19 protein-coding genes are annotated in these 24,689 nt (G+C 66.6%); 5 read left to right on the top strand and 14 right to left on the bottom strand.

The genetic code is table 11. From position 1 onward, the window contains the following. Positions 1-15 precede the first annotated feature (15 nt). The 14 genes from JWZ97_RS06225 to JWZ97_RS06160 all read right to left on the bottom strand — a co-directional run bounded on the left by JWZ97_RS06225 (position 16) and on the right by JWZ97_RS06160 (position 15,966). The gene (locus JWZ97_RS06225; protein ID WP_205433932.1) at positions 16-2,751 is read right to left on the bottom strand and encodes a phage tail protein; all 2,736 of its coding nucleotides are present in this window, start codon (positions 2,749-2,751) and stop codon (positions 16-18) included. Further along, positions 2,751-5,048 carry a putative baseplate assembly protein gene (locus JWZ97_RS06220; RefSeq protein WP_205433931.1) on the bottom strand — a complete coding sequence of 766 codons (2,298 nt, stop codon included), beginning with the start codon at positions 5,046-5,048 and terminating at the stop codon, positions 2,751-2,753. The genes JWZ97_RS06225 and JWZ97_RS06220 overlap by 1 nt, the downstream gene beginning before the upstream one ends. A 10-nt stretch (positions 5,049-5,058) precedes the next feature. Then, on the bottom strand, positions 5,059-5,457 hold the full coding sequence (locus tag JWZ97_RS06215; protein ID WP_205433930.1) for a GPW/gp25 family protein: 399 nt from the start codon (positions 5,455-5,457) through the stop codon (positions 5,059-5,061). Beyond that, positions 5,454-7,067 (bottom strand): hypothetical protein, encoded by a 1,614-nt coding sequence (locus JWZ97_RS06210; RefSeq protein ID WP_205433929.1) that lies wholly within the window; start codon positions 7,065-7,067, stop codon positions 5,454-5,456. The genes JWZ97_RS06215 and JWZ97_RS06210 overlap by 4 nt, the downstream gene beginning before the upstream one ends. Continuing rightward, positions 7,061-7,747, bottom strand: coding sequence for a phage baseplate assembly protein V (locus JWZ97_RS06205; protein WP_205433928.1), 687 nt, complete (start codon positions 7,745-7,747; stop codon positions 7,061-7,063). Before JWZ97_RS06205 ends, JWZ97_RS06210 begins: the two co-directional genes overlap by 7 nt. Continuing rightward, positions 7,748-8,836, bottom strand: a complete 1,089-nt coding sequence (locus JWZ97_RS06200; protein WP_205433927.1) for a phage late control D family protein — start codon at positions 8,834-8,836, stop codon at positions 7,748-7,750. An 11-nt stretch (positions 8,837-8,847) separates the two neighbouring features. After that, on the bottom strand, positions 8,848-9,021 hold the full coding sequence (locus tag JWZ97_RS06195) for a hypothetical protein (protein WP_205433926.1): 174 nt from the start codon (positions 9,019-9,021) through the stop codon (positions 8,848-8,850). 13 nt (positions 9,022-9,034) lie between these two features. Further along, positions 9,035-10,075, bottom strand: coding sequence for a hypothetical protein (locus JWZ97_RS20215; protein ID WP_205433925.1), 1,041 nt, complete (start codon positions 10,073-10,075; stop codon positions 9,035-9,037). A gap of 12 nt (positions 10,076-10,087) precedes the next feature. Continuing rightward, positions 10,088-10,594, bottom strand: a complete 507-nt coding sequence (locus tag JWZ97_RS06185) for a phage tail protein (protein ID WP_205433924.1) — start codon at positions 10,592-10,594, stop codon at positions 10,088-10,090. Continuing rightward, complete coding sequence (locus JWZ97_RS06180; protein ID WP_205433923.1) at positions 10,594-12,186, bottom strand: hypothetical protein; 1,593 nt, start codon at positions 12,184-12,186, stop codon at positions 10,594-10,596. Before JWZ97_RS06180 ends, JWZ97_RS06185 begins: the two co-directional genes overlap by 1 nt. A 19-nt stretch (positions 12,187-12,205) precedes the next feature. Continuing rightward, entirely contained in the window at positions 12,206-12,652 is a 447-nt protein-coding gene (locus JWZ97_RS06175; protein ID WP_205433922.1) for a phage tail protein, read from the bottom strand. A gap of 27 nt (positions 12,653-12,679) precedes the next feature. After that, positions 12,680-14,437 (bottom strand): phage tail sheath subtilisin-like domain-containing protein, encoded by a 1,758-nt coding sequence (locus tag JWZ97_RS06170; protein WP_205433921.1) that lies wholly within the window; start codon positions 14,435-14,437, stop codon positions 12,680-12,682. A gap of 138 nt (positions 14,438-14,575) precedes the next feature. Then, on the bottom strand, positions 14,576-15,376 hold the full coding sequence (locus JWZ97_RS06165; RefSeq protein WP_205433920.1) for a hypothetical protein: 801 nt from the start codon (positions 15,374-15,376) through the stop codon (positions 14,576-14,578). Further along, on the bottom strand, positions 15,376-15,966 hold the full coding sequence (locus tag JWZ97_RS06160) for a DUF4255 domain-containing protein (RefSeq protein ID WP_205433919.1): 591 nt from the start codon (positions 15,964-15,966) through the stop codon (positions 15,376-15,378). The genes JWZ97_RS06165 and JWZ97_RS06160 overlap by 1 nt, the downstream gene beginning before the upstream one ends. Before the next feature lie 678 nt (positions 15,967-16,644). Here JWZ97_RS06160 and JWZ97_RS06155 point away from each other — a divergent pair. From JWZ97_RS06155 to JWZ97_RS06135, 5 genes are all read left to right on the top strand, one after another. Continuing rightward, complete coding sequence (locus tag JWZ97_RS06155; RefSeq protein ID WP_205433918.1) at positions 16,645-17,208, top strand: cohesin domain-containing protein; 564 nt, start codon at positions 16,645-16,647, stop codon at positions 17,206-17,208. Between the two features lie 252 nt (positions 17,209-17,460). Beyond that, positions 17,461-19,383 (top strand): efflux RND transporter periplasmic adaptor subunit, encoded by a 1,923-nt coding sequence (locus JWZ97_RS06150; RefSeq protein ID WP_205433917.1) that lies wholly within the window; start codon positions 17,461-17,463, stop codon positions 19,381-19,383. After that, entirely contained in the window at positions 19,380-21,548 is a 2,169-nt protein-coding gene (locus JWZ97_RS06145; RefSeq protein ID WP_205433916.1) for a hypothetical protein, read from the top strand. The genes JWZ97_RS06150 and JWZ97_RS06145 overlap by 4 nt, the downstream gene beginning before the upstream one ends. Continuing rightward, the gene (locus JWZ97_RS06140) at positions 21,541-23,508 is read left to right on the top strand and encodes a preprotein translocase subunit SecA (RefSeq protein ID WP_205433915.1); all 1,968 of its coding nucleotides are present in this window, start codon (positions 21,541-21,543) and stop codon (positions 23,506-23,508) included. The genes JWZ97_RS06145 and JWZ97_RS06140 overlap by 8 nt, the downstream gene beginning before the upstream one ends. Next, positions 23,505-24,428 (top strand): efflux RND transporter periplasmic adaptor subunit, encoded by a 924-nt coding sequence (locus tag JWZ97_RS06135; protein ID WP_205433914.1) that lies wholly within the window; start codon positions 23,505-23,507, stop codon positions 24,426-24,428. The genes JWZ97_RS06140 and JWZ97_RS06135 overlap by 4 nt, the downstream gene beginning before the upstream one ends. The last annotated feature ends 261 nt before the right edge of the window (positions 24,429-24,689 follow it).

Here is a 24,689-nt window from a genome sequence, read left to right as displayed (position 1 = left end):
TTCTCCTGTCGGGGGTTAATCGGGCGGCAGACGCCGCCAGATGAAATTGCGCAACTCGCGGCCGGGGGCCGCGGAGGAGCCTTCGCCGTGCAGTTCGAAGGAACTTCCGTGGGCGGTGACGAAGTCTTCGCCGGCATCGGCGACGGGCGGGGCAGCGGGCGGGGGAGCCGCCGCGCCGGCCATGCGCGGGTCCAGCGAAACCGGGCCGATCACGTAGTCCTGGCCCAGGCTGGAGCGGTCGGTGCGCGCCGGGCGGTGCGTGCGCGCAGGACCCAGATAGGTGTCCACGCCGATCAGGCTGGCCACGCCGACGAGGAAGGGCCAGGTAGCGGGCTCGACCCGGGTGATCACATGGGCCGGGCTTTCCAGCTCGACCACCCGGCGCAGCAGACCCAGGTCCTGCGGACTCACGCTCTGGTGCACCAGTACCGTGGCGCGGTGGGCAAGCCGGTCGAGAAATTCGATCACGCCGGCGTTTTCCTCGGCGCTCGCCAGTTCCGCCCGAAACAGGGCGAGCAGTTCGACGCCGGCTCGCTCGCTCAGCGTCAGGGTGTCGCCCACCACCGAATTGCCGGATACGATCAGGCCGGGCAGCAGGGGATCGTTTTCCTCGTTGAGGTTCACGCCCAGCAGGGTGGCCAGCAGACGCCGCAGGCGGAAATCTTCCACCACCACGATTTCGCCGCCCGTGACCCCGCCGCCGCTGGCGATGTCCAGCGCCAGTTTCAGTCCCTGCAGGGTGCCGTGGGTACGCGCCAGTTGCGGCGCGGCGGCCAGCCAGTCGCGGCGGCGCTCGGCCGGCAGGGCCGGTTCGAAGGCCACGCCTATCCAGGACGCGAGCCAGTCCAGGTTCTCCTGGGGGACGCCGAGCGGATGGCTGAGCAGGTGCGCGGAGGCGATGCGGTCTTCCAGCGGCGTGAGCACGCCTTCGAAGTTGGCCAGCATGCGTTCCAGAAAATCCGCCGGCGTGGCTTGCGGGCGGTAGACGCCGATGCCGTCCTGTTCCCTCAGCAGACGCCAGGCGCGCGCGTCGGCGAGATCCCGCAGCAACCAGGCCTGGCCGGCACGTTCCACGCTCAGCGAGGCGACGGCGCCGATCGTTATGCCGGCCGACTCCAGCCGCTCACGCAGACCGGCAGGCGGATCGCCGCCCGCATCCAGGTCCGCTGCCGCCGCCAGGGCCAGGCCGGCCACCCGTTCGCCCGGAAGTTGGGCCGGCGTACCGAACACGCTCTCGCGGTACAGCCGGGGCAGATAACGATCGCGGTAGGAAAAGCGGTTGGCGTAGACGCGCAAGGCCGCGATCTGGGGTCCGGCGCGTCCGTCGCCCAGCAGTTCGACCCGCACCCAGAGGTAACGTCCGGCCAGCGCGCGCACGCGCGCACCGGCATTCTGTATCAACACGCTCAGCAGGCCGGCGCGGCCGGTGGCGTATTCCCAGTGCGCCAGGCCGGGATGATGGGGCAGTTCGGATGCGCCGTTTTCCCAGGTCGCCCGCGGCGCCTGCGGGCTTGCCGGGAGATCGGGCGACTCGCCGAAGCAGTGCGGCTGCCAGGCCGCGACATCGTCGGCGGCCGGCGCTTGCGCTTCGGCGCTGGCGGCCAGCCATACCACGAAGCCGGTGCGGGGCGGCAATTGGGCTTCGGCGTAGAGGCGGTGCCAGACCGTGGTGTGGCTCCCGCTGTCGATCAGGTGAGCGCCGTCGTCGCGGTAGTTGCGCGCTTCGCCGCGCCGCGCCAGGCTCGGCCGGGACAGCCGGTGCAGCGCTTCGGCGCCGCGCGTGCCCGGGGTCAGCGCGACCGGATAATGCGGCGGACCTTCCTGGCGGTGGACGAAGGGCGCTTCCTCGGCTTCCGCCGCCAGGGGATAGATGTCCCCGCTGGGAAAAACCGATCCGCCGCCGCCGGCCGGGGCCCAGTCGAATACCGGCGCGTCGCGTCGGCCCGGCAGGCGGATGGCCACTTTTTGGGCGTCGATCCAGGTCAAGGCGTAGGCATAGCGAGCGTCGACCAGCGACCAGGCCGGCGCGAGACGACGCGTCCCGGTTTCGTAGAGGCGCAGGCGGGCGTTGCCGTCGCCCAGCCAGCTGAGCAAGGCCAGTCCACCTTCCGCGTGGCTGGCGAGCGCGACCGGGCGCTCGCCGGTCGGCCAGCCGGGGTCGTCCAGAATTTCGAAGCGCGGCGGATGGCAGTTTTCGGGACAGGGCCGGAAAACCGTGCCGGCATAATCCACGAAGGGGCCCGCGGGCAGGGGCGATCCGGACAGCCTGGCCAGCCGGCCGCTGGCACGCTCCAGCACCCACACGCCGCCGTCCGGATGGGCGGCCAGGCGCCAGGGCGCGAAACCCGTCGCGGCCACCGTCTGGTCGGCCCAGCGGCCGCGCAGGTCGTGCATGCGGATGGCATCGTTCAGGGCGCAGTAGAGTACGCCGTCGCAGCCCACCAGCAGATCCGTGGGCGCACCGGCCAGCGGCAGGGTGACGGCCTCGTCGGGCAAAGTGCTGCGCGCGACCACGGCGTTCGCCGCGCCGTTCCAGTAGGCGAGGGTGCCGAGCGGGTCCAGCGCGCGCGGGACGCGTTCCAGGGCGGTGTTGGCCAGAGCGAAGGCGGCGGCCGATTCCGGCGCGGGCGGCAGGCGGCGTTCGCTCGCCAGCCTCAAGGCGCGGCAGGGGCCGTCCCAGACGACATGGTCGCGGAAACGGAAATGGCGTTCGCCGGCCAGCAGCCAGAAACGCTGTCCGTTGGCGTCCATCAGCAGATCTCCGGCACCACGGGCACCGCCACCGCATCGGCGTTGGCGAAGGGATTGGGCAGCGCGCGCAGATTGTCCGGCGCGGCGGGACCGTCGACCGCCACCACCGAGAGCAGTTCGGGCAACTGCCATTCCCTGAGCGTCAGGATCTGGGTGCCGTCTGGCGTGTTGCGCGGCAAGGCGCGCCAATCGTCGCCGTAGTCGAAGCGGGCCCGTTCGAACAGCCGGATGCCGGTGACTTCCCGCACCCCCGCCACCCGCGAGATTTCCACTTCCAGTTCGCGTTCCTTCACCGTACCGCCCAAAGGCCAGCCGCTGCCCGCGGCGCCCCCCGGAGGCAGGGGCCACAACAGGCGTCTGAGCGCCCGCCGCACTTCGAACAGTACGCCGTCACGGTCGTAGCCGTCGCGCAGGCTGACGCCGACGGACAGGCCGAGCGCGACGTATTCGCAGCCGATCACATAGAGCTCGGTGGCGAGAGGAACCCGGGCCGCCAACCAGCCATGCACGCGCTCGATGAAGGGCCGGTCGGGACGGGGATTGCGTCCGATGTTGACGCTGGGGTCGAAGTCCTGCGCGGGCAGGGCCATCACGCTCACCACACCGGCGACGTCGAAGCGGCGGTCGCGCGGCTTGAAGCGCGGCAGCACTTCCACGCGTCCCACCGCCGTGGCCGGTGTTTCGAGGGCGAGCTGCCGGTAATCCTCCGGCGTCACGGCGCGATCGCGATGGCGCAGGAAGGCCGGGATGCGCCTTTCCGCGAGGGTCAGGCTCTCCGCGTCCACGCCGCCGAGGGTCGGCAGGGGTTGCGCGACCTTGAGGGGAGGCGGGGCCTGCCGGTCCACGCGGGTGGCGGTGATCGCGCCCAGGCTGCCGGCGGGCAGATTGCCGGCCGTGCCGCCGCCGAATCGTCCATGGGCCAGCCGGATGCGCATCTGCGGTTCCGGTACCCGCCCCCGCACGCCATCGCCGAAACGCAGCACGCCGGCTTCCGCATCGAGCTCGAAGGCCGCCGCTTCCCGCGCCACCTGCGGATCGGGGCTGATGGCGGCCAGATCGTCGACACGCTGCCAGGGGCGGTAACCGAGGCCCGGGTCCTCGACCTCGATGCGCAGGCTGTCGGCCTCGCAGGACGGCAGGGGCAATTGTAAGCTCTGATCGGCGGCGCCGTTGGAGACGCCCAGCACCCGGCCGGCGAGGGTGATGCGCTGATCGATCGCGACGGCGTTGATGCCCAGCCACGATAAGGCCAGGTGTTCCACCGCCTTGTCCGGCTGCGGCCGCAGGCGCAGCCAGGCGATCAGGCGCGCGGCCTTGGCCGGGTCGTCCAGGCGCGGTGGGGCATCGCCCACCCCGGCGGCGGGATTCTGCTCGACGTCGTTGCTCGGCGCCCAGATCTGACTTTCGTCCGGCAGGCCCAGGCGCAGGGTGCCGGCGCGGGTCAGCCCGGCGGTGGCGTCGGCCTGCGGAACCAGGGTGAGGTAGTCGGTGAGGTTGGCGCTCCTGCCCCGCGTGGTGATCTCCCACAGCACCGGGACCGGCACGCGCGGGTTGGCGGCGTCGATGAAGTCGTCGAAGCCTTCCGGCAGCGCGATCGCCGGCACCACGCCGATGGACACCAGGGCCGGGGCGCCGCTGTCGCCGCCGCCCAGGGCCTGGCGGACGGTGGCGTTCAGCGTTTCCTGCTGTTGCGGCTGGGCGGCCGGCGGAGCCAGCAGGGCTAGCCAGAGGGCGCGGTCGGCGCTGAGCGCCAGCACGTCCACGCCGCCCGGTTCGGCGCGTCCGCCGTCGAACAGCGGGGTGGTCTCGTAGGCTTTGGCGGCGCCGGCGACGCGGTGCACGGCTTTCAAACCTTCGATCACTTCGGCCATGCGCTGGGTTTCGGCATCGCCGAGCGCGCGCTTGTAATAAGCCTCGGCGGTAAGCGGGAGTATGGTCGTTTCGCTCAGGGTTTCGAAAGGTACCGGCCCGGCCAGGCGCGCGCCGGCGGCGATGCTGGTGACCGCAAGCTCGCGCTCCTGCGCATAGGACAGGCTGACGATGCCGGTCGCCGGCAAGGCCGGGGCCAGCTTCTTGCCCAGCAGGGACAGAAATACCAGGCGCTGCCGTTCGGGCACCAGGTTGGCGCGGTAGAGCAGGGTGTCGGTTAGCCAGGCGAAAAGCTCGATCAGGGTCCGTCCGGGATCGCCCAGGCGCGGGTTGGTCCACTCCGGGGTGTGGGCGGGAATGCGCGCCAGCAGTTCTTCGACGAGATCGTCGAAGCGCCGGTCGTCAAGGCTGGGTGGCTGTATAGGCATGGCCGGGTCCTTAGAGTCCGCTTTCCAGTTGCACCGTGAGCCCCATGCGCGCCGGGGAGCCGGTGCGGGCGAGGCGATACTCGATCTCCACCCTGACCTCGCCCGGCTCGCCCTCGACCTCCCATACCTCGACGCGATCCAGCAGAATGCGCTTTTCCCAGCGGGCCAGGGATTCCTGGACCAGGTCGCGGATGCGGCGCCGGGTCGCCAGGGTGTTGGGTTCGTGCACCAGACGGTCCAGTCCTCCGCCGAAGTCGGGACGCATGAGCTGTTCGCCGGGGCGGGTGGAGAGTATGACGCGGATGTATTGACGCACGCTGTCCTCCAGGTCGGGATAAACCAGCCGGCCATGCTCGTCGGGCAGCGGCAGCAAGGGCCAGCCGAGCAGGGGGCGGAATGCGGTGCTCATGACTTGCCTCCGAACTTGGGATAGGGGATGCAGATCTTGATGAACAGCATCCAGCGAAAGAACAGGTCGAACAGCGACAGGAAGATGTTCAGAACGATGAAGGCGCAGAAGGTGATGATCGGTATGCTGAAGCTGCATATCCAGCCCAGCGATATGCCGGAGTCGTCCAGTTCGCCGTCCATCATTTTCTTCGGGTCGCCGCCGAGCAGGTTTTGCAGCTTGGGCGGCAGCAGGAACGACACGTTGGGCTTGAGCGACTTGAGCAGGTTGCGGTCGGTGGCGTCGGGCAGGGGGATTTGCGCCGGATGCCCCGCGCCTTCGTACCAGGGGGCGATGACGAAGGGCTCGCTGTAGTCGCTCCACAGGGTCTTGGGCGGACACTGGCCCTCCGCCTTCAGGCGCACGAAGGCGCGCAGCACGTAACGGGCGTCGGGATCGTCGTAGCGTCCGGGCCGGCCCTTGACCGCGCTGAAGCGCGCATGCATGGCCTGCGACATCGCCTGGGCGAGCCGGGCGGCGGACTGGGCGTCCAGGGCCGGCCAGCGCAGCGGCATTTCGACGCGGCGCGGCGCCTGCGGATCCCGGTCGAGCAGCACGGTCGCCGCGTCCTTGAGAAACGTACCGGCCCGCACCGTGCGCGCCACAGACTCGCCCCTGCGCAAACCATGGGTCAGGGTGATGGTCTGCAGTTCGGCATACAGCGCCAGGCTGTGCGGCGATGTGCCGAAGGCGTCGAACTCGATCGCCAGCTGACGCAGCAATTGCAGGAAGCGGTATTGGGCCAGGCCCTGGGGCGTGGCCTGATTCGCCGACGACAGGGTCGGGTACCAGGTGCTCTCGAAGCTGCGGTAGTGCGGCGAGTTCGGATCGAGATTGGGCGGATCGGGAAAATCGTAGGCCTGTCCGCGCAGGGGCTGCACCAGGTGTTCCGTGAAGGCCGCGCTGCCGGGGCCGAAGCCTTCGAACAGCGCGGCCGTGTCCGGCTCGGCGTCGGCCAGCTCGCTGCTGGATGTCTGCACGATGCCGTAGTAAACGGTGCGCCCGGATTCCGCGCAGACGTCGGGCGGGGCTACGAACATCGGCGCGGTGTGTTCGGACAACAGGCTGGGATCGGTTTCCGTCAGCCGTTCGGCGAGCACGCGGTCGATCTGGGCGTTGCCGGTGGCCCGGCGCGCCAGCCGGACGGCGGGATGCGGATCCGCCTCGGGATCGCCGAGGCGGTCCACCGGCACCCACCCGCGCAGCTTGCCGCCGGCCCGCATCCAGCCTTCTATGACTTGCCCGCCGCGCAGGCGGCGAACCACGAGACCGGCGGCGTCCACCTTGGCGGGGTCGATGCGCGGTTTTCCCGGGGTGTCGCACCAGGCTTCGATCAAGGCCACATGGAAGCGGCGCTGGATGGGCTGGAACAGTTTCAGGGTCTGGCCGTCGCTTGCGCGCGCGGCCGCGATGCTCGCGGCGAGCCCGGCGCGTCCCTGCTCGCTGCGCACGGCTTCCAGCACCGCTTCGACGAAGTCCTCGTCGTCCCGTTGCAGTATCACGGGCCGGCGCCCGCCGCCCAGTTCCCGCGGCGCGGACACGTCCACGCGGTGGTGCGTCGTGCTTACCATATGTTGCCTGCTCCCGGCGTGTAACTGGTGGAAATCACCGAGGTCGAGATCAGCGTCTCGCATTTCACCACCCCGGAAAACTTCGCCATGGCGGTATCGACATTCACCAGGCCGGCGGAAACGTCCACTTTCGCCGCCGTGACCTTGACCGTTGCCGCCGCATTGATCGTGATGCCCGAGCTGTCGAGCTTGATGCTGTTGCCGTTGGCATCCTCCACGGTGACGCTGCCGGGGCCGTCCTTGAGGGTGATTTTCTGTCCGCCGGGCGTCTCGACGATGAAGCTTTCCTGACCCTGCTGGTCGTCCAGGGTCAGTTTCACCCCGTTTTTCGAACGGATGACCTTGTAACGGTTCTGGCCGCCGGAAATCTCCGCCGGCGCCGGGCTGGCGCCGTTCCACAATCCGCCGAGGATCAGGGGATAGGAGGGGTCGCCGTTGTGGAACACCACCAGGACTTCGTCATCCAGGTCCGGCATCAGGAAGGCGCCCCGCTCCTTGCCGGCGAAGGGGCAGACCACCCGGGCCCACAGCGGCGCGTCCTGATGGGCGCAATCGTCGAATCCGATCAGGCGCACCTGCACGCGGTTGAGGCCCTGCGGGTCGTCGAGGGAAACCACGAGACCCAGATGGCTGGCGTGCAGCCAGCCGGCGGGCCGCTCGAGCGAAGCGAGGCGGTCCATCTAGGCGCCCCCCAGATAGGCGCATTCGGCGATGAAATCGGTCCGGTAGCCCTGTTTCAGATCGAACAGATGGCAGGCCCGCACCACGTAATAGGTATTGTCGAATTGCTCGCCCAAGCCGGTGAGAGTGACGTGCGCGCCCACCCGCAACTGCGCGTTGCCTTCCGCGGTGCCGTCCACCCGCAGGAAACGCCGGGCGCGCTGGTCGTAGGCGGCCTGGGCGAGGGCGTCGGCTTCCTCGTCGCCGCTCACGGCGAAATGGCCGATATGTTCGCTGCGTTCGCCGAAGATCCCGCGCAGCAGTTCGGCACCGGGTTTGCCCCGGCCGGGTCCGAGATGGGTGCCTGTGCGGGTCTCGCTCTTGACCGCCGCGCCCTGCACGGGATTCCAGCCGCGCACGCTGACCGCGGTCACCTGGCCGGAAAGATCGGCGATTACCCTGGCGCGGGCGAGCTGGCCGTGCATGGCCAATTCGAGCGCGCCGCGGCGGACGTCCCCGCGCGGCGAAACGTGCAGTTCCTTGCCCACGATCTGCAGGTCGGCGTCGAAGCGGGCGAGCAGCCGGCGCAGGAAGGCGAGGTCGCTTTCGTTGTATTGCGCCCAGGTGGCGGTGGGACTGGCGAGCCCGGTAATCACCGGAGTGAGGCCGAGATTGCCGGCGACGGCACGGACGATGTCGGCGGGCGACTGATCCGTGTAGATCTTGCTGCGCCGCTCCAGGCGCGCCTGCTGTAAGGCGTCTTCGGCCAGCACGGTCAGTTCGGGAGGCGAGCCGGTCTTGTAGTCCGCTTCGAGCGCCGTGATCTTGCCGCGGAAAATTTCGCGGGGAGCGGTTTCGTCGCCGGCATAGACCTCGATACCGGCGCCGAGCTTGAGCTTGGAACCGGCATCGAAAGCGATTTCGGCGTCGCCGCTACGGGTGCTCGCCCAGTTGGAAAAACGCAGTTCCAGGGCGCTCATGCCGCCTTCCGACTCTTCCATTTTCATGGTCAGCAGCAGTTCGGTCGCGCGCATATCCTCCGCGCCTTCCAGCCTCAAGGTGGGGCGGGCGCTGTAGACGGCGTCCTGGCTGACGGAGGTTTCGGCCATGGTCTTGTCGTTCAGTCGGCGATCAGCCGGTATTGGCGTTCGTGGGCGAGCTGCAATTCGCGCCGCAGCAATTCGGCGGCGTCGAAAGCCGGTTTTGCCGGCGGCGATGCCGTGTCCCGCTCGCCGGGTTCGCCGCCGCGGGGCGTTGCGACCTCGGCGCTGATTTCGTCGAATATGATGGCCATGGCGATATCTCCTTCAGCGGAAACTGATGCGGCTGTGCAGTTCGGCGCCGGCACCGACATCCGCACTGAGACTCGCGGATGCGCCGGCCTGGACCCGCCCGCCGGCGGCGAACTGCGAGCCGCTGCCGCCGATGTCGGCGGTAAGCAGGGCGGAAGCGTCGGGCATGGCCAATGGCTTGCCGGTGCCGACGCGCAGATTGGCGAACGCGCCTTCGGTAGTTCCGGCGGTTCCGGCGGACAGGCTGGCCGAGGCGCCGGCCGAGAAGCCCGCGCCCGCACTGAAACCGGCGCCGGCCGACCCGCTTATTCCCACCCCGAACGAGGCTCCTGCGCCTGCTCCGGCTCCGAAACCCAGTCCCGCGCCCGCCGAAGCGCCGACCGAGAATGCGGCGGCGGCCTGCAAATTCACTCCGCCCCCCACGGCCAGATCGGCGCCAGCCGAGAAACGCAGGGAAGCCGAGCCGTTAGCGGCGGCGATGGCGCGTGCCGAGCGCGGATCGCCCAGGCTATTCGCGAGCCCGGCGGGGGAGTTGGCGCCGGAGGCCAGCGTCGGTTCCCGCGGGGCCAACTCGCTGTCGACCTTGGCGTTGGGGTTGCGATTGCTGTCGAACACCACGTCCTGGCTGGCCAGGGTGATGTCGACGCCGGCGCGCAGGGGAACCCCGCTGGGAGCGAAAAAGTCGATGGTTTCCTTGTACTGTTCCACCATGCCGGTGAAGCGGTAGGCGCCCCAGCCGAACTCGACCTGCGGCGGGACCTTCTTATCCCCGCTGCCGACCGGCTTGAGCAGCTTCGCCATTTTCTCGGTGTGGGCGCGCACGTCCTCGCCGGTGTCGGTGGTGTCGAACACCAACTGCATGGTGAGCTTGGCCGTGGTCTGGCTGACGTATTGTTTCTTCTTGGCGCCCTGGCCTTCTTCCTTGAGATTGTTCTGCACGGTGTATTGCAGGGATTCGGGGTTGAAGTGGACCGTCACCTTCACTTCCGGCCCGCTGACGGTCTTGAATTCCGCCAGCGCGAGTTGGGGTAAGTCGTCTGGGACCGCGACCGTCATGACATCCGCCTCTCAGGCCGCAGGGCCCATGTAAAGGCCCTCGTGGGCCAGGTGCAGTTCTTCCACGCCGATCTCGCCGCCTTTCGCGTTGAGGTCGGCCGCCTTGAATTTCACCGGCAGCGCACGTGCCAGGCTCCACTGGATCGCCGGTTTTCCGGCGTTGTCTTCCAGGGTGATGTCGACGGCCAGGCGATAGGCGTAGGCGCCCTTCAGATTGACCATCTGGAACCAGTCCCACAGATCCCGCGTGGTGGTCATGCCGCGCTTCAGCACCACCGTGGCGAAGCTCACCCGCCCGGGGCGTTGCACGGCGCCGTAATTGATTCCGCCGGCCTTGATCAGCTTGGGCTCCATGGTCGCCTCCAGGCCGGTGCATTCGGCAAAGGCGCCGCTGCACAGCGGCACCGAGCCCGCGGCGCGGAAATTCCGGTCGGTGTTGTCGCGGCGGAATTCCACCTTGAAGCGGAATACGTGCAGAGGCCGCAGGCGGTTTTCCGGGATGTCGTCGGTATCGGCCATCACGCCACCTCGCGTATTTGCACGTCCGCGGCGCTGCCTGCGATCAGGTCCAACACCACGGTGATGTGGGTGATGGCTGCCGCGGGCAACACGCGGATCTCGGCCTTCAGGCGGCCCTCGTCCAAATCGGTCTGGGTCATGGTGCTGCGGTCGCAACGCACCGAGAATGCGTCGGCGGCGGTGGCGCCGCTCAGTCCGCCTTCGCGCCAGAAGGCGAACAGCATCAGTTCGAGGCTGCGCCTGAGCTGGGTCCACAGTTGCGGCCCGTTGGGCTCGAACAGATGCGCTTCGCCGAATCGCCGCGCCGCGCGCAGGATGGCGGCCATGATGCGGCTGGCGCCGCCGAAGCGCCAGGCGGCCTCGGCCGAGGTGGTGACGTCTGACAGCAGGGCGATGCCTTCCGGCTCGCGGGCGAACACGCAGAGCCGTTCGGCGAGGCGGGCTGTCGGGCTGTCGGGCCCTCCGCCGGTGGCGGGTTCCGGTTGCAAGGCGGCGATCTCCGGGAACAGCGTGCCGCCCACCGAACGGAAGGTTCCGCGGCTCAGGGCGTTGGCCGCCAGCGTGCCCGCCAGCAAGCCGTCGGGCGGCTCCAGCAGGGCGGGCAGATCCTGGGAACGGCGCGTGTGCAGCCAGGGCCAGCCCAGTTGCAAGAATGCGCTGGCGGTGCGGCCGGGTGGACTTCCTTGCGTTTCCAGCACGCCGAGCCGGCGCAGAAATTCGAGCAAATCCGCTTCGGCATGGATAGAACCGCCATCCGCCGCGCGCCGGGTATCGACCGCGGCCAAGGGCAGCGCGCCGACGAACAGCGCATCGCGCCGGTGACGGCCGAGAAAACTCCGGATTCCGGCGAGTGCGCCGCGCCAGGCCAGGAAGCCGGCTTCGTCGCTGAACGGGGCCGGCAGGCGATCGACGGCGGTATCGACCTGCGTGGGCGGCTCGTCCTCGCTGCATTCCACGAACACTTCGGGCGCGGGAGGAGGCGAGTAGGAGGTTGGCAGCGCTTGCGGATCGGCGGCGCAGATATCGGGCAGATCCGGCAGGCACACCTGACTGACTTCCGGCAGGCCATAGAGATGCTGGATGCCGCGCCAGCTTCCCGGATCGGCCGGATCGAAGGGGCGGACGGGCGGATCGGCGGCGGCAGAGCCCGGTATCAGGGCGTTCAGGCGCGCGTCGCGACGCTCGCTTCTTGCGCTGCCGGTTTCGACATGGGGGAAGGGGTCGGCGACCCGTATCACGATGGCGCGCCGGCCGCCGCGCGCGAAATAGCTGCGCACCGCCGCCCCGAGGTAGGCCGCACACGCGCCGCCGCCGTTTTCGCGCAGCGGTCGCCGTTCCCAGGCGAACAGCCGCGCGAAGTCGTCCCAGGAATCGACGGTCACGGGTATTTGCTCCAAAGACTCCAGCGCCGTGGCATCGCGCCGCCAGGGTCCGTCCACCCAGCCGGCCGCGCGCAGGGTATCGCCTACGTCTTTGGGCAGCGGCGCGCCAGCCCGACGCGCGACGTAGCCGATGAAGCAGGCGATATCGGTGCGTTCGGGCGCGGCCTCGCGGGCCGGTCTTGCCGTGTCGAAAGTCAGGGCGCTGAGCATGGCGGCTGGCGAGGTCGGCTTAGGGAACCTCGATCTCGAAGGCATGGATGGAAAAGACGATTTCCTCCATGGCCACGTCGCCGCCTCCCTTGCCCGCCAGGGTGGGCCCGGTGTATTTCATCGGGATGACGCCGCGCAGTATCCAGGACTGGACGGGTTTCTGCGCCTCGTCCAGCAAGGTGATCTTCATGGTCTTCTGCGCGTCCGGACCGTTGGTGCGGGCCGCCTTGATCCAGTCGAAGAGGGATTTGGAATTGATCAGCCCTCGCTTGCCGGTGACGTCGGATACCTTGTGGATGCCGGCCACCTTGCGGACGTGGTTTTCCTTTTCGTTGCCGTTGCGGTATTCCGCCACGGTGATCTCGGTGCCGATGCCCGAGACGTCGGAGAAGCCGCCGAGCAGTTCTCCGCCGTCGAACTCGACCACGTAGTTAAAGGCGCCGTAGGGTGTGGTTCTGTTGGCCATGTCTTAGCTCCTGATGTGCGGTGCCGGTCACGAACGCGCGTCCGCGGTTTTCTGGCCGATCCGGAAGATCACGAATTCGGCGGGCTTGACCAGGGCGACGCCGATCAGGCAGATCAGGCGCCCCGAGTCCAGGTCGTTCTGGGTCATGGTGCTGCGGTCGCAGCGCACGAAAAAGGCCTGTTCGGTCGTCGTACCGAGCAGCGCGCCTCCCACCCATTCGTTGTAGAGAAAGTCCGAGATGGTTTGCCGCACATTGGCCCACAGGCGCTCGCCGTTGGGTTCGAATACGGCCCATTGGGTGCCGCGGTCGATAGAGGCTTCCAGGAAGTTGAAATAACGCCGGTCGCTGACGTAGCGCCATTCCGGGTCGGACGAGATCAGCCGCGCGCCCCAAACCCGGTAGCCGCGCCCGGACAGCAGGCGGAGGCAGTTGACGCCCAGGGGGTTGAGCAATTCCTGCTGACCGAAGTTGACGTCGAACTCGAAGCGCAGCGCACCGCGCACGACCTCGTTGGCGGGAGCCTTGTAGACGCCGCGTTCCACGTCGTTGCGCGCGTAGATGCCACACACATGGCCCGACGGCGGCAGGGCGATTTCCCGCGGAATGTCCTCGCGTCCGGCCCGGGCGTTCGGGTTGGACACCACGACCCAGGGGTAGTAAAGGGCGGCGCGGGTGGAATCCATCTGTCCGCGCAGGGTACGGACCTGTCCCGGCGTTTGCGCCGGCGGGGTGTCGAGCACCGCGATGCGGTAGGCACGGCGCGCCTCGGCGTGGGTGATGAGGGAGTTGCGTATCGCCTGCGCATCGGCATAGGCCGAGGAGCCGGGGGCCGCGACGATGGAGACATCCTCCAGGGCGGCGATTTCCGCCAGCGCGAGGGCGTATTCGGCATTGGTCGGCGCCGCGCCGTCGGTCCCGTCGGCCAGGGTGTAGCGCCGCTCCAGATTGCCCTGGGTGTTGGCGATGGCGCCCGTGAACAAGGCGTTGCGCAGTTCCAGGGCGCTGACCGAAGCGCCGACGCTGATCGCAAAGGTGTTCTGTAGATGGTCGTTACGGCGCGCCGGGGTCGCCGACAGCACGTGTACGACTCCGCGCGGATGCCTGCTGTCGTAACCCAGGCCTTCCCAGCTCGTTTCGTCGCCGTCGGCGTCGCGGGCGATGACTTGCAGGGTGACGAAGCGCGGCGTCGCGGCGGCCAGCGTGGCGGCGTCCACGGCCGCGTCGGCCGGCGTCGCGGCGGGGTGCCAGGCGGTGCCGATCTTGACGTGATGCGCCAGCGCGCCATCCGCCCCCGTGCGCAGCAGCGTGCCGGCAGGGGCCGCGGTCATGCCCACCGCCGAGGCGGGCGTGACGACTTCGATGACCCGGATGGTGCCGTTGCCCAGGGTGCCGGGGAATCGTGCCGAGAAGGCGACGCTCTCGGCGTCCGCCGTTCCGTCGGCGGTGACGTCGACGGTTGCAGCAGCGGCACCGGCGCTCACCGCACGCGAGACGTAGAGGCGTTTGCCGCCTTCGTTGAAGTACGCGAGGACGGCGTGGGCGAGATAATTGGTGTCCGGCGAGGCGTCGGTCAATTCCAGGTCGGAGTACCCGCCGTAGACGTTCACGAAGTCGCCGAAGCTGGTGAGCAATTCGGGGACTTCCTGGGCATCGACGCCGGTCCGGTAGGGGCCCTTGCGGGTCGGCCCGACGAAGGCGGTGGTGCTGGTGCCTACGCCTTCGATGGATTTGGCGCGGAAGCTGGTTTCTTCGACATACACACCTGGCGCTAGATATTCAGGCATGACTCATCTCCTTCTTGCTGATTGCGGTATGGCCGAAAGATCGGATGTAAGCCGGCCAATCCGGGCTTTCGTCCCGGGGTGTGGCCAGGTGGTGCGCGAGGCGCGAAACCTGAACGTCAGTGGCGGGAATGCCGGGCATCATGGCAGGCTCAGGTTCATGCTCAGCGATTGCGCCCGCCGGGCGGCGATCGCGAGGTTGCGTTCGGTCTGGGGCAGGGCGGCGGCCGCGTCTTCCAGTGCGGCCGGGTCGACGCTCGGCAGCCGCTGCGGCGCTCGTCCGGCGCGCACTTGGGCCATGGGCGTACGGCTGCCGGTAGCCGGGTCGAATAAGGCTTGCAGCCTCACTTCGATCTCGCTGATCAGCACGGCGTCGGGGTTATCGGAAAACGTGGTGACCGGCACGCCGGCCACCGGGACCAAGGCTTCTCCGCGCCAATCGGTCAATCCGCGCGCCAGAACGCTGCCGTTGGATCGCACGCGCAGCAGCGCACCGCCCAGGGCGTCGCCGGAGGCGGTTTCGCTGAGGCTGATCCTGAGCACGGCCCAATTGCTGCCCACGCTCGCACTAGGTGAGGGGTAGAGGGGCACCTGCTGCGCCTGGAACAGCGAGTCGGCGGCCAGTGCCGGGGCCGGCGATCGCGGCAGCGGAACCGCCGCGATCACCGGCAGATACCGGCCGCTCGGATCGTTCACCGCGACGCTCAAGACCCGTGAGGCCGGCGCGGGATCGGCGGGCGGGGCGGAAAATTCCGCTTCGTGCGCGCTCAACGCGTCCCAGTGGCGGATGACATAGAGGCCGCTGCGGTTGCGGGTCAAAACAGCCCCTTCCGCCTGCAGTACGAGCGGGCCTTCGACCGGCGCGCGCGTGGTGGCGTCGACGAAGCGCAGAGCGCCCAGCACACGCCATTCGACTCGTTCCAGTTCGCGCAGCGCGTGCATCAGTCGACGGCCTCCGTGCCATAGGCGAAACGGGCGGCGACCACTGGGCGGAACTGTTCTTCGTCGACGTCCGGATCGAGGCGCACCAGTCTCGCGATATAGGACACCGAAATACGATAGGCGGGCTCCAGCGCATCCCAGATGCGCATCACGTCCTCGGTCGTCAATTCGGCCGGTATCAGCTGCACGACTTCATCCGCCGCCCATCCCGCTTCGGGCGACAGCGACGAGGCGTCAAAGATCGGAAACTGATGAAGCTGGCGGATGGCCCAGGCCAGGGTCACCTGCTCGTCGAGGGGATTTCCGGCCCAGGCGGTGAGCAGATAGTGCAGATCCAGCCCCAGCGGCAGGAAGCTGTCGGGTGCGGCCGCGGCGCGGCGCGTCTGGCGGCTGTGCTCGTTGACGGTGATGCGGTAGAGGTACAGCGTCAACCGGGTGGTCTCTTCGATATCGCCCGCGAGCTGGTTGCTGGAAGTGAGTTCAAAGCTGCAGGCCGGCATGTCGCGCCCGCCGATCTGGGTGGGGTAGGTATTGCGCAGGAAAGTCACGATGGAATTCCCCACCGAGTGAATCGCGAAAACGTTGGCCATGTAGTTGCGAATTCCCGCCTAGCTTCGTTGACTGCCCCCGGCACCGCCTCGGCGTGCCGTTTCCGTGCACTGCGTGTATCCGCCGGCGTAAGCAGCGTCTGGCCCGAAATCGCCCGCAAGGATCACGGTATTTCCTTCAGCACGTCCCGCGCCAATACAAATAATCCTTGTAACTCAGCAACTTGCCGCTCTGGACGATAGCCGGGCTAGGGCGGCCATGCCCCGGTGTTTCCGGCCCCGCTGGCGTGCGATGGCGATGAATGTGGGGATTCTGCGCCGGTGCTCCGGTTAGGGATGGGGCGAATTAGCCTCACCCGTTCCCTCCGATGAGAAGTACAGGATTTCGGCGGCGCTACGGATAAGGAAATTTGCCTAGCCTGACCGCTACCGTGCGAAGAACGCCGCCCGCCCGGAGCTTCGGCGACATTACCCCGATCCGGCGCGAGCTCTCCCAACTGTCAGAATTTTTTACATTGAGTCCGAGCGAGATCGTTCTTGGACACGAGGCAATAAAAATAAATAAAGTAATTTCAATTAGATAAAAAATATGGCATGCATCATGCCTAACCAGGATGAAATTTAAACTGCAGTCCCTGAACGCGACCGGCCGTCGGCGCCGCGAAGACAGCCACGCATCCAGGGCCCCTGCTTCCTAATCCCTTGCCTGATGAGGTTCTTATGCGTTCGATCCATGGTTTGCTCGTGGCCGTCGTCCTGGCCATCGCGCCGTTTGCCGCCCACAGCGTCCCGCTTTCCATCCCCGATCAGAGCGGGTTTCAAGGTCAGCAAGTCACCCTGAACTTGCTGGACGACCTCACAAACAATCTCGAAGCGGCCACCGTTGTGGTGACCTACGACCCCAGCCGGCTGGATTTCGTCGACGCGCTGGTGGGTACGCTGACCGGAGATTTCTCGGTGATCCCCGGTATTCCTAGTGTCGGTCAGGTTGTGGTCAGTCTGGCCACCTTCACGCTCCCCGTCGATCAACAAACGGGATCCATCCTGGCGTTGAATTTCCTCATCAAACCGACCGCGCCCCTCGGGATTACGGAGGTCACGGTCGAATGCGAGCGCTACCCTGACACATCCTGCAAAGATTACGAGGTTCCTGCGACTACGGGTAAAATCACCGTCCTCGCAGCCACGAACAACGTTCCGGAAACGGCCACGCTGCCACTGGAACTGCTGGGGCTGGGCGTACTCGCCTGGCGCCGACGCGCAGGGACAGGCAAGGCCGCATGAGACGGCGTGCGCTCCCGGATACGACGATGCCGGTCGAGCGCCGCGGGGAGATGCGGAAGGATAGGATCAGCAACCGGGTTTCTACGCCCGATTAAACGAGCAAAAATCCAGGAGCAACCATGGCGTACCCTCAGGAACCAGAAACTCAAATGACTAAGCCTGCCGCTCCGAACTGTCCTGCGAAAGCATGCGAGGCGCGCTACGGACGCTTGAACTGACCGCGCCTGGCGCATTGGCTAGGCAGCCCGGCCCATGACCCCTATCGAGACCCATATCCGCGCCGGCACTGGGAGCGAAATCCCGGAGCCCGTTGCCGCGTCCGCATCTCAGGTTTCGGATGAGCAGGCCGCCTGGTCCGAGTTCGCCGAGGCGACCGCGCCCGTGGCGTTCTGCCAGGCGTGGCTGAAAATTCTGGCGCGGCAAATCGACGCTATGTCGGTGGGTCTGGTGCTACTGAAAACGGCGGAAGACGGTGCTTATGTTCCGGCGGCTATTTGGCCGGAAGCGCTGATCGACGTCACCTATCTGACGTCTGCCGCCCAGCAGGCGCTGATGGAGCGTCGGGGCGTGGAGGTTTACCCCGCCGATCCCGCGAGTGGGGGGGCGGGACCGTCCGGCCTGACCCAGATCGCCCTGCCCATCGAAACCGACGACCAACTCCATGGCGTTGTCGTCCTCGCCGTAGCCCTCAAGCATCCCGGCGAGCTCCAAAACGTCCGCCGGAAACTGTTTTGGGCCAGCGCGTGGCTGACCCAGCTCTTCTTTCGCGAGGCGCAGGCGGAAAACCTGGCGAGGGGCCGGCGTTCCGCTTTGGCCGTGGACCTGATCCTGTTGGCTTTGGAGAAGAAGGACTTCCAGGAGTCGGCCATGGCGCTGGTCAATACCTTGGCGGTCAAACTGGGGCTACGCCGCGTCAGTCTGGGACTCGCCGAAAAAGGAGAGGTCCGCATTTGCGCCGTGTCCCACACCGCGCATTTCCGGCGCAGCAGCGAGGCCATACAAGTGATCGAGAAGGCCATGGAAGAGGCCTATGACCAGAGGAGAAACGTGCGCTATCCGCCCCAGCGCGCCGGGATACATGCACGACGCACCATCGTGACCAGCGATCACGAGCAACTGGCCGGACTGGAGGACGGCGGTGCCGTGGCTTCCTTTCTCTTGCTCGACCGGGGGCAGGCTTTCGGTGTGCTTACCTTGGAATCCTCGGCCGGCCAGCCGCTCGGTGAGCATGAATGGGCGATGGGCGAGGCATGTGCGGGACTGTTGGCGCCCGTATTACTGCAGAAGCGCGAACTGGACCGCTGGGTGACGGGCAAATTCAAAACCAAATTGAAAAAAGGTCTGGAGGCCTTGTTCGGTTCGACGCGTACGTCTTATAAATTCGCGGCAGCCTGTGCGCTGCTGGTGGCTGCCTTTCTCCTGTTGGCCGAAGGCGAGTTCCGTGTGACTGCGAAAACCGTCGTGGAAGGCTTGGTGCAACGCGCCGCCGTGGCCCCCTTCGAGGGCTATATCGGTCAGGCGGCGGTGCGGGCCGGAGATTCGGTGAGTGCGGGACAGGTCCTGGCGACCCTGGACGACAAGGATCTGCGTCTCGAACAGGTCCGCTGGCAGAGCGAACGCGAACAGACGCTGCGCAAATACCGCGATGCCCAGGCCAAGCATGAGCGGGCGGATGCCAGCGTGCTGGGTGCGCAGCTCAATCAGGCCGAGGCGCAATTGGCCTTGATCGAAGAAAAATTGCACCGCTCCGAAATACGCTCGCCCTTCGACGGCTTCGTGGTTTCGGGCGATCTCAGCCAGATGCTGGGGGCGCCCGTGGAGCAGGGCAAGGTGTTGTTCGAAATCACGCCCCTGGATGCCTACCGCGTGATCCTGAAGGTGGACGAGCGCGATATCACTCATGTGCAGGTGGGGCAGCGCGGGCAACTGGCGTTGTCGGGTCTGACGGCGGAAAAACTGCCGTTCACCGTAAAGAAGATCACTTCGGTATCGACGACCGAAGACGGCATCAATTATTTCCGCGTCGAGGCGAAACTCGATGTACCCACCGCGCTGATGCGTCCCGGCATGGAAGGCGTGGGGAAAATCGAGGCCGGCGAACGCGGCCTGTGGTGGATCTGGACGCACAGGCTGACGGACTGGCTGAGAATTTCGCTCTGGACCTGGCTGCCATGAGCGGGGGACGTTTTTACAGCGCCTCGTGGCATCGGGTGGCCGCGTTCAAGCCGCGGCTCGCCGAGCACGTGCGAATACACCGCCACCGCTATCGGGGAGCGATCTGGCACGTCGTCGACGATCGCAACACCGGCCGTGTCCATCGCTTCACTCCCGCCGCCTATTTGTTCATCCGCATGATGGATGGGCAACGCAGCGTGGACGACATCTGGAAAAAGGCGGGCGCTGTTTTAGGGCCGGATGCCCCGGGGCAGGAAGAAGTGATCCAGTTGTTGGGACAACTGCACGCCAATGACTTGCTGAAAGGCGACGTGATACCGGATACGGCGGAACTGTTCACCCGCTTCGACCAGCGCTCGCGCAGCGTCTGGCTGAGCAACCTGAAGAATCCCCTGGCGATCCGCCTGCCCGTGTGGGACCCGGACGCCTTCCTGAAGCGCACGCTTCCGTATGTGCGGCCCCTGTTCGGTTGGGCCGGACTCCTGCTATGGCTGATGGTGGTGGGGCTGGGCATCACGCTGGCGGCCCATCACTGGCCTGAGTTGAGCGAAAACGTCTCCGACCGCATGATGGCGGCGCGCAATCTGGTCATACTCTGGCTGACCTTTCCCCTCATCAAGCTGTTTCACGAGTTGGGACACGCTTACGCCGCCAGGATCCAGGGCGGCGAGGTGCACGAGATGGGCATCATGCTGCTGGCCCTGATGGTGGTCCCTTATGTCGATGCGAGCTCGTCCGCCGGTTTTCGCGGCAAGTGGCAGCGCGCCCTGGTGGGTTCGGCCGGCATGCTGGTCGAGGTTTTCATCGCCAGCCTGGCGATGATCCTCTGGGTATTGGTGGCGCAGGGCAATCTGAGGGCGATCCTGTTCGATATCATGATGATCGCCGGCGTCTCCACCCTGGTCTTCAACGGTAACCCCTTGCTGCGGTACGACGGCTACTACATGCTCTCGGACCTCATCGAAACGCCCAATCTAGCCCTTCGGGCCAATCGCTATTGGCTGTCTCTGATCAACCGCCACCTGTTCCGCATCAAGAATCCCGCGCCGCTGGATGCCACGCCGGGCGAGTGCCGCTGGTTCCTGTTTTATGCCCCGGCGGCGCTGGCCTATCGCTTCGTGGTGATGTTCGGCATCGCCATCTTCCTGGCCAACAGCTTTTTTGTCATCGGCGTCGCGCTGGCACTGTGGAGCGCCGCCAGCCTGCTGGTGATCCCGCTGGTGAAGGGCTTGCACTACGTGCTGCATGACCCGCGCCTGCAGGCCAGCCGCCGTCGCGCCGTAGGCGTGACGCTGGGTCTGGCCGGGGCGCTGGCCTTGTTTATTTCGGTCATACCCATGCCCTTGCGTACCCAGAGCGAAGGCGTCGTCTGGCTGCCGGAACAGGCCGAAGCGAGAGCCGGCACGGCCGGCTTCGTGCATCGCGTGCTGGTCAAGGCGGGCAGCCGGGTAGAAGTCGGCGATCCCCTGGTGGAATGCGAGGATCCCGTACTGGAGGCGGAGATACGCCTGGCCCGCGCCCGCGTGGCGGAGATCGGCACGCGTCGCGCGGCCGAGTGGGTGGAGGACAAGGTGAAAGCCGGGATCACCCGCCAGGAGTTGGAGAGGGAGCAGGCGAATCTGGCGCGCGCCGAGGAAAAAGCGCGCAATCTCCTGATACGGAGCAAGGCCCGCGGTTATTTCATGTTGGCCAAGGAAGACGATCTGCCCGGGCGTTTCCTGAAACAGGGCGAACTGGTCGGATACGTGGTGGACGGATCGCTCCCGCTGGTCCGGGTGGTGGTCGGTCAGGACGACATCGACCTAGTGCGGCGCGGAACGCGCGCCGTCGCCGTGCGGTTCGCGGATCGTCCGGGCGACGTGCTGCCGGCGCGGCTGATACGCGAGGTGCCCGCTGCGAGGGCCGAACTGCCCAGTCCCGCCTTGAGCACCGAGGGAGGAGGGCAGAATGTCCTGGATCCCCGCGACCCCGAAAAAACCAGGGCGCTGACCAGCCTGTTTCAGTTCGATCTGGCGCTGGCGGGCCTGCCCCCGGCCACCGGAGCCAATGCCGTTCCGCCCTACGGCGGCCGGGTCCATGTGCGCTTCGAGCACAATCCCGAGCCCTGGGCCAGTCAGGGATGGCGGCGCTTGAGGCAGCTTTTTTTGAGTCGGATGAATGTCTAGCCTGAGCCCTGCCATACCCGGCTTGCGCTTGGCCGACGGCCCCTATCCCGAGCGCGTCGATCCGGACGAAAACGCCTTCGATCGCTGGTTGTCCTCGGCCTATGCCCGCTGGTTCATGCCGGCTCGCCTGTTCGCGGTCCGCGCCCACCGTTTCGCCGACCGGGTCGAAAGCCACGAGTCGAAGTTCGCCCGCTGCAACGATGTCGAGCTTTCCGCGGCGGGCGTGCGGCTTTCCCTGGCTTTGCGCCGGCGCGGATTCCGCGACGAGATCGTTGCCGAAGCGTTCGCCCTCGTCCGGGAATTGTCGGGCCGTGTCCTGGGCATGCGCCATTACCGCGTTCAGATGATGGCCGGGCTGGCGCTGCTCCGCGGCTGCGTCGCGGAAATGCATACGGGCGAGGGCAAGACCCTGGCGGCGACCTTGCCCGCAGCCGTCGCCGCCATGGCCGGAATCCCGACCCACATCCTCACCGTCAACGATTATCTGGCGAAGCGCGACGCGGAGATCATGGAGCCCTTGTTTCACCGCCTGGGGCTCAGCGTCGGCGTGGTACAGGGCGGCATGGCGCCCCAGGCCCGCCGCACCGCCTACGCGGCGGACATCACGTATTGCACGAACAAGGAACTGGGCTTCGATTACCTCAAGGATCGCATCGCGCTCAAGGAGTGGCCGAGTGCCTCGCGCATGACCGTCGCCAGACTGCTCGGCGGAGAGGACCAGAGCCAGGGCTTGCTGCTCCGGGGCCTGCATTTCGCCATCGTCGACGAAGCCGACAGCATCCTGGTCGATGAGGCGCGGACGCCGCTCATCATCTCCGGGCAAGAAGAGAATCAGGAAAACCTGGCGGCGCTGGCCACGACGCTGGAACTGGCAAAATCGCTCGATGCAAGGGATTTCCAGCTCGCGAAGGAGGACCGGTCTATCCACCTGACCCGCAGCGGCAAAGCCAAACTGCAGCACATGACGCAAGACGTTCCGGTCGCCGGGCGCGTGGAAATGATGACCCAGGCGCTTGCGGCCCTGCATTTGTACGAAAAAGACAAGCACTACTTAGTCCGCGACGACGCCGTACAAATCGTGGACGAATTTACCGGCCGCCTGATGCCGGACCGTTCCTGGGAAATGGGCTTGCACCAACTGATCGAAATCAAGGAAGGATGCAAGACCACCGGTCGTCGAACCACGCTGGCCCGAGTCACCTATCAGCGCCTGTTCCGGCGTTACCTGCGTTTGTCCGGCATGACGGGCACGGCGCGCGAGATCACGGACGAACTCTGGTCGGTCTATCGCCTGCGCGTTTGCCGCATCCCTACCCACCGTCCCGTTCAGCGCCGCAGTCTGAAGCCGCGCCTGCTCGCGAGCGAGCAGGACAAATGGCGGGCGGTGGCCGATGCCGTCCGAACGCAGAGCAGGGACCATGGCCGCCCGGTGCTGGTGGGCACCCGTTCGGTCGAAGCGTCCGAAAAGCTGTCGGAACTACTGGCTGAGGCCGGAATCGCGCACCAGGTATTGAATGCCCGCCAGGACGCCGACGAAGCGCAACTGATCGCCGAAGCGGGGCAGCGCTCCGTGGTCACGGTGGCGACCAATATGGCCGGACGCGGAACCGACATCAAATTGGGCGCCGGCGTGGCCGAACAAGGCGGTCTGCATGTCATCATCACCGAATACAGCGAGGCCGGGCGCATCGACCGGCAGTTGTACGGACGCTCGGGCCGGCAGGGCGATCCGGGCAGTTACGAGGCCATCGTCGCGCTCGACGACGAGTTGTTCCGCGTGTTTGCGCCCTCCTGGCTGGGTTTGCTCCCTTGGGCGCGCCCCGGTTCGAGATGGAGCGTCGGGATTTGGCGCCGGGTGGCGCAATCCCGCGCGGAGCGCCATCATGCCCTCTTGAGGCGGCAAACCCTGGAAATTGATCGGCGTATAGACCGCATGCTGGCTTTTACGGGACGCGAATGACGAAATTCAACTGGGGGAAGGGCCGGGCAGTGGTTTATCTTGTCGACGACAAGCCGGGAAGTCCCGCTATCCGGAGTCGACGGCTGTCGCCGCCGCGCGGCGTGGCGTTGACGATGGTGCCGATACTGGGCCTGGCGATCTTTCCCGGCACCGCGCCTATGGCCAAGGACGTCGAATGCCTGATCGAACCCAAGCAAGTGGTGGAACTGCGTTCCTCCGTGGCTGGGCTCATCGAACGGGTCAACGTGGACCGGGGCGATCTGGTCAAAAAGGGCCAGGTTCTGGTCGAACTCGACAGCGGTTCCGATCGGGCCAAATTGGACATGGCGCGCTATAAGGCGGGCATGCAGGGTGCCCTGCGCGCCGCCCAGTCCCGCCTGGAGTTTGCCGGCAAGAAGCGCCAGCGGCAGCAGGACCTGTACCAGGAAAAGTTCGCGACCGCCAACGATTACGACGAAGCGGAAACGGGTCAGCGCCTGGCCGACGCGGAATTGGCGGAGGCGAAGGACAACACCCGGCTGGCCCAGCTGGAAGTGCGGGAACACGAGGAAAACCTGCGCCTGAAGACCATACGCAGTCCGTTCAATGGCGTGGTGATCGAAAGGCTGCACAATCCGGGAGAGGCCGCTCAAATCGACGACAGAACACCCGTCGTCAAACTGGCGGAAATCGATCCGCTCTACGTGGAAGTGGTTTTACCGGTCAGCGCCATCGGCAAAGTCCAGGTCGGCGAGGAGGTTGAAATTCTGCCCGAACCTGCGGTGAAACCGTCCGTGCGTGCGCACGTCAAGGTGGTCGATCAGGTCGTAGACGCCGCCAGCAGCACCTTTGGCGTTCGCCTGGAGTTGCCCAACCCGCAGTACCAAATTCCCGCCGGCATCCGCTGCCAGGCGCGCTTTAAAAATGTCACCGCCGACTGATACGACGCATATGTCGGCGTGGCCAAAAACGGGGTATCCGGATGTCGGGTCTTTTGACCTCCTCCCGTTGAGAGACAAATCGCCAGCGTGTATCAATTTACTTAGACCCCTCCTACGCAAGGGAAGACTGCTATGAAAAAAACCGGAGTTTCGCTCGCTTCCGCAATCGCCACTTTGTTGAGGACCTCCTCGCGAAGCCGGCCGGCAGACCATGTCTTCTCTTCGGCTGCATCCGATACCTCCGGACAGGGCGGCGGGAGG

The sequence above is a fragment of the Methylococcus sp. EFPC2 genome (assembly GCF_016925495.1).
Lineage (GTDB): Bacteria > Pseudomonadota > Gammaproteobacteria > Methylococcales > Methylococcaceae > EFPC2.
Note: the sequence above shows the minus strand (reverse complement) of the source record. Positions and strands in the feature narration are given on the sequence as shown.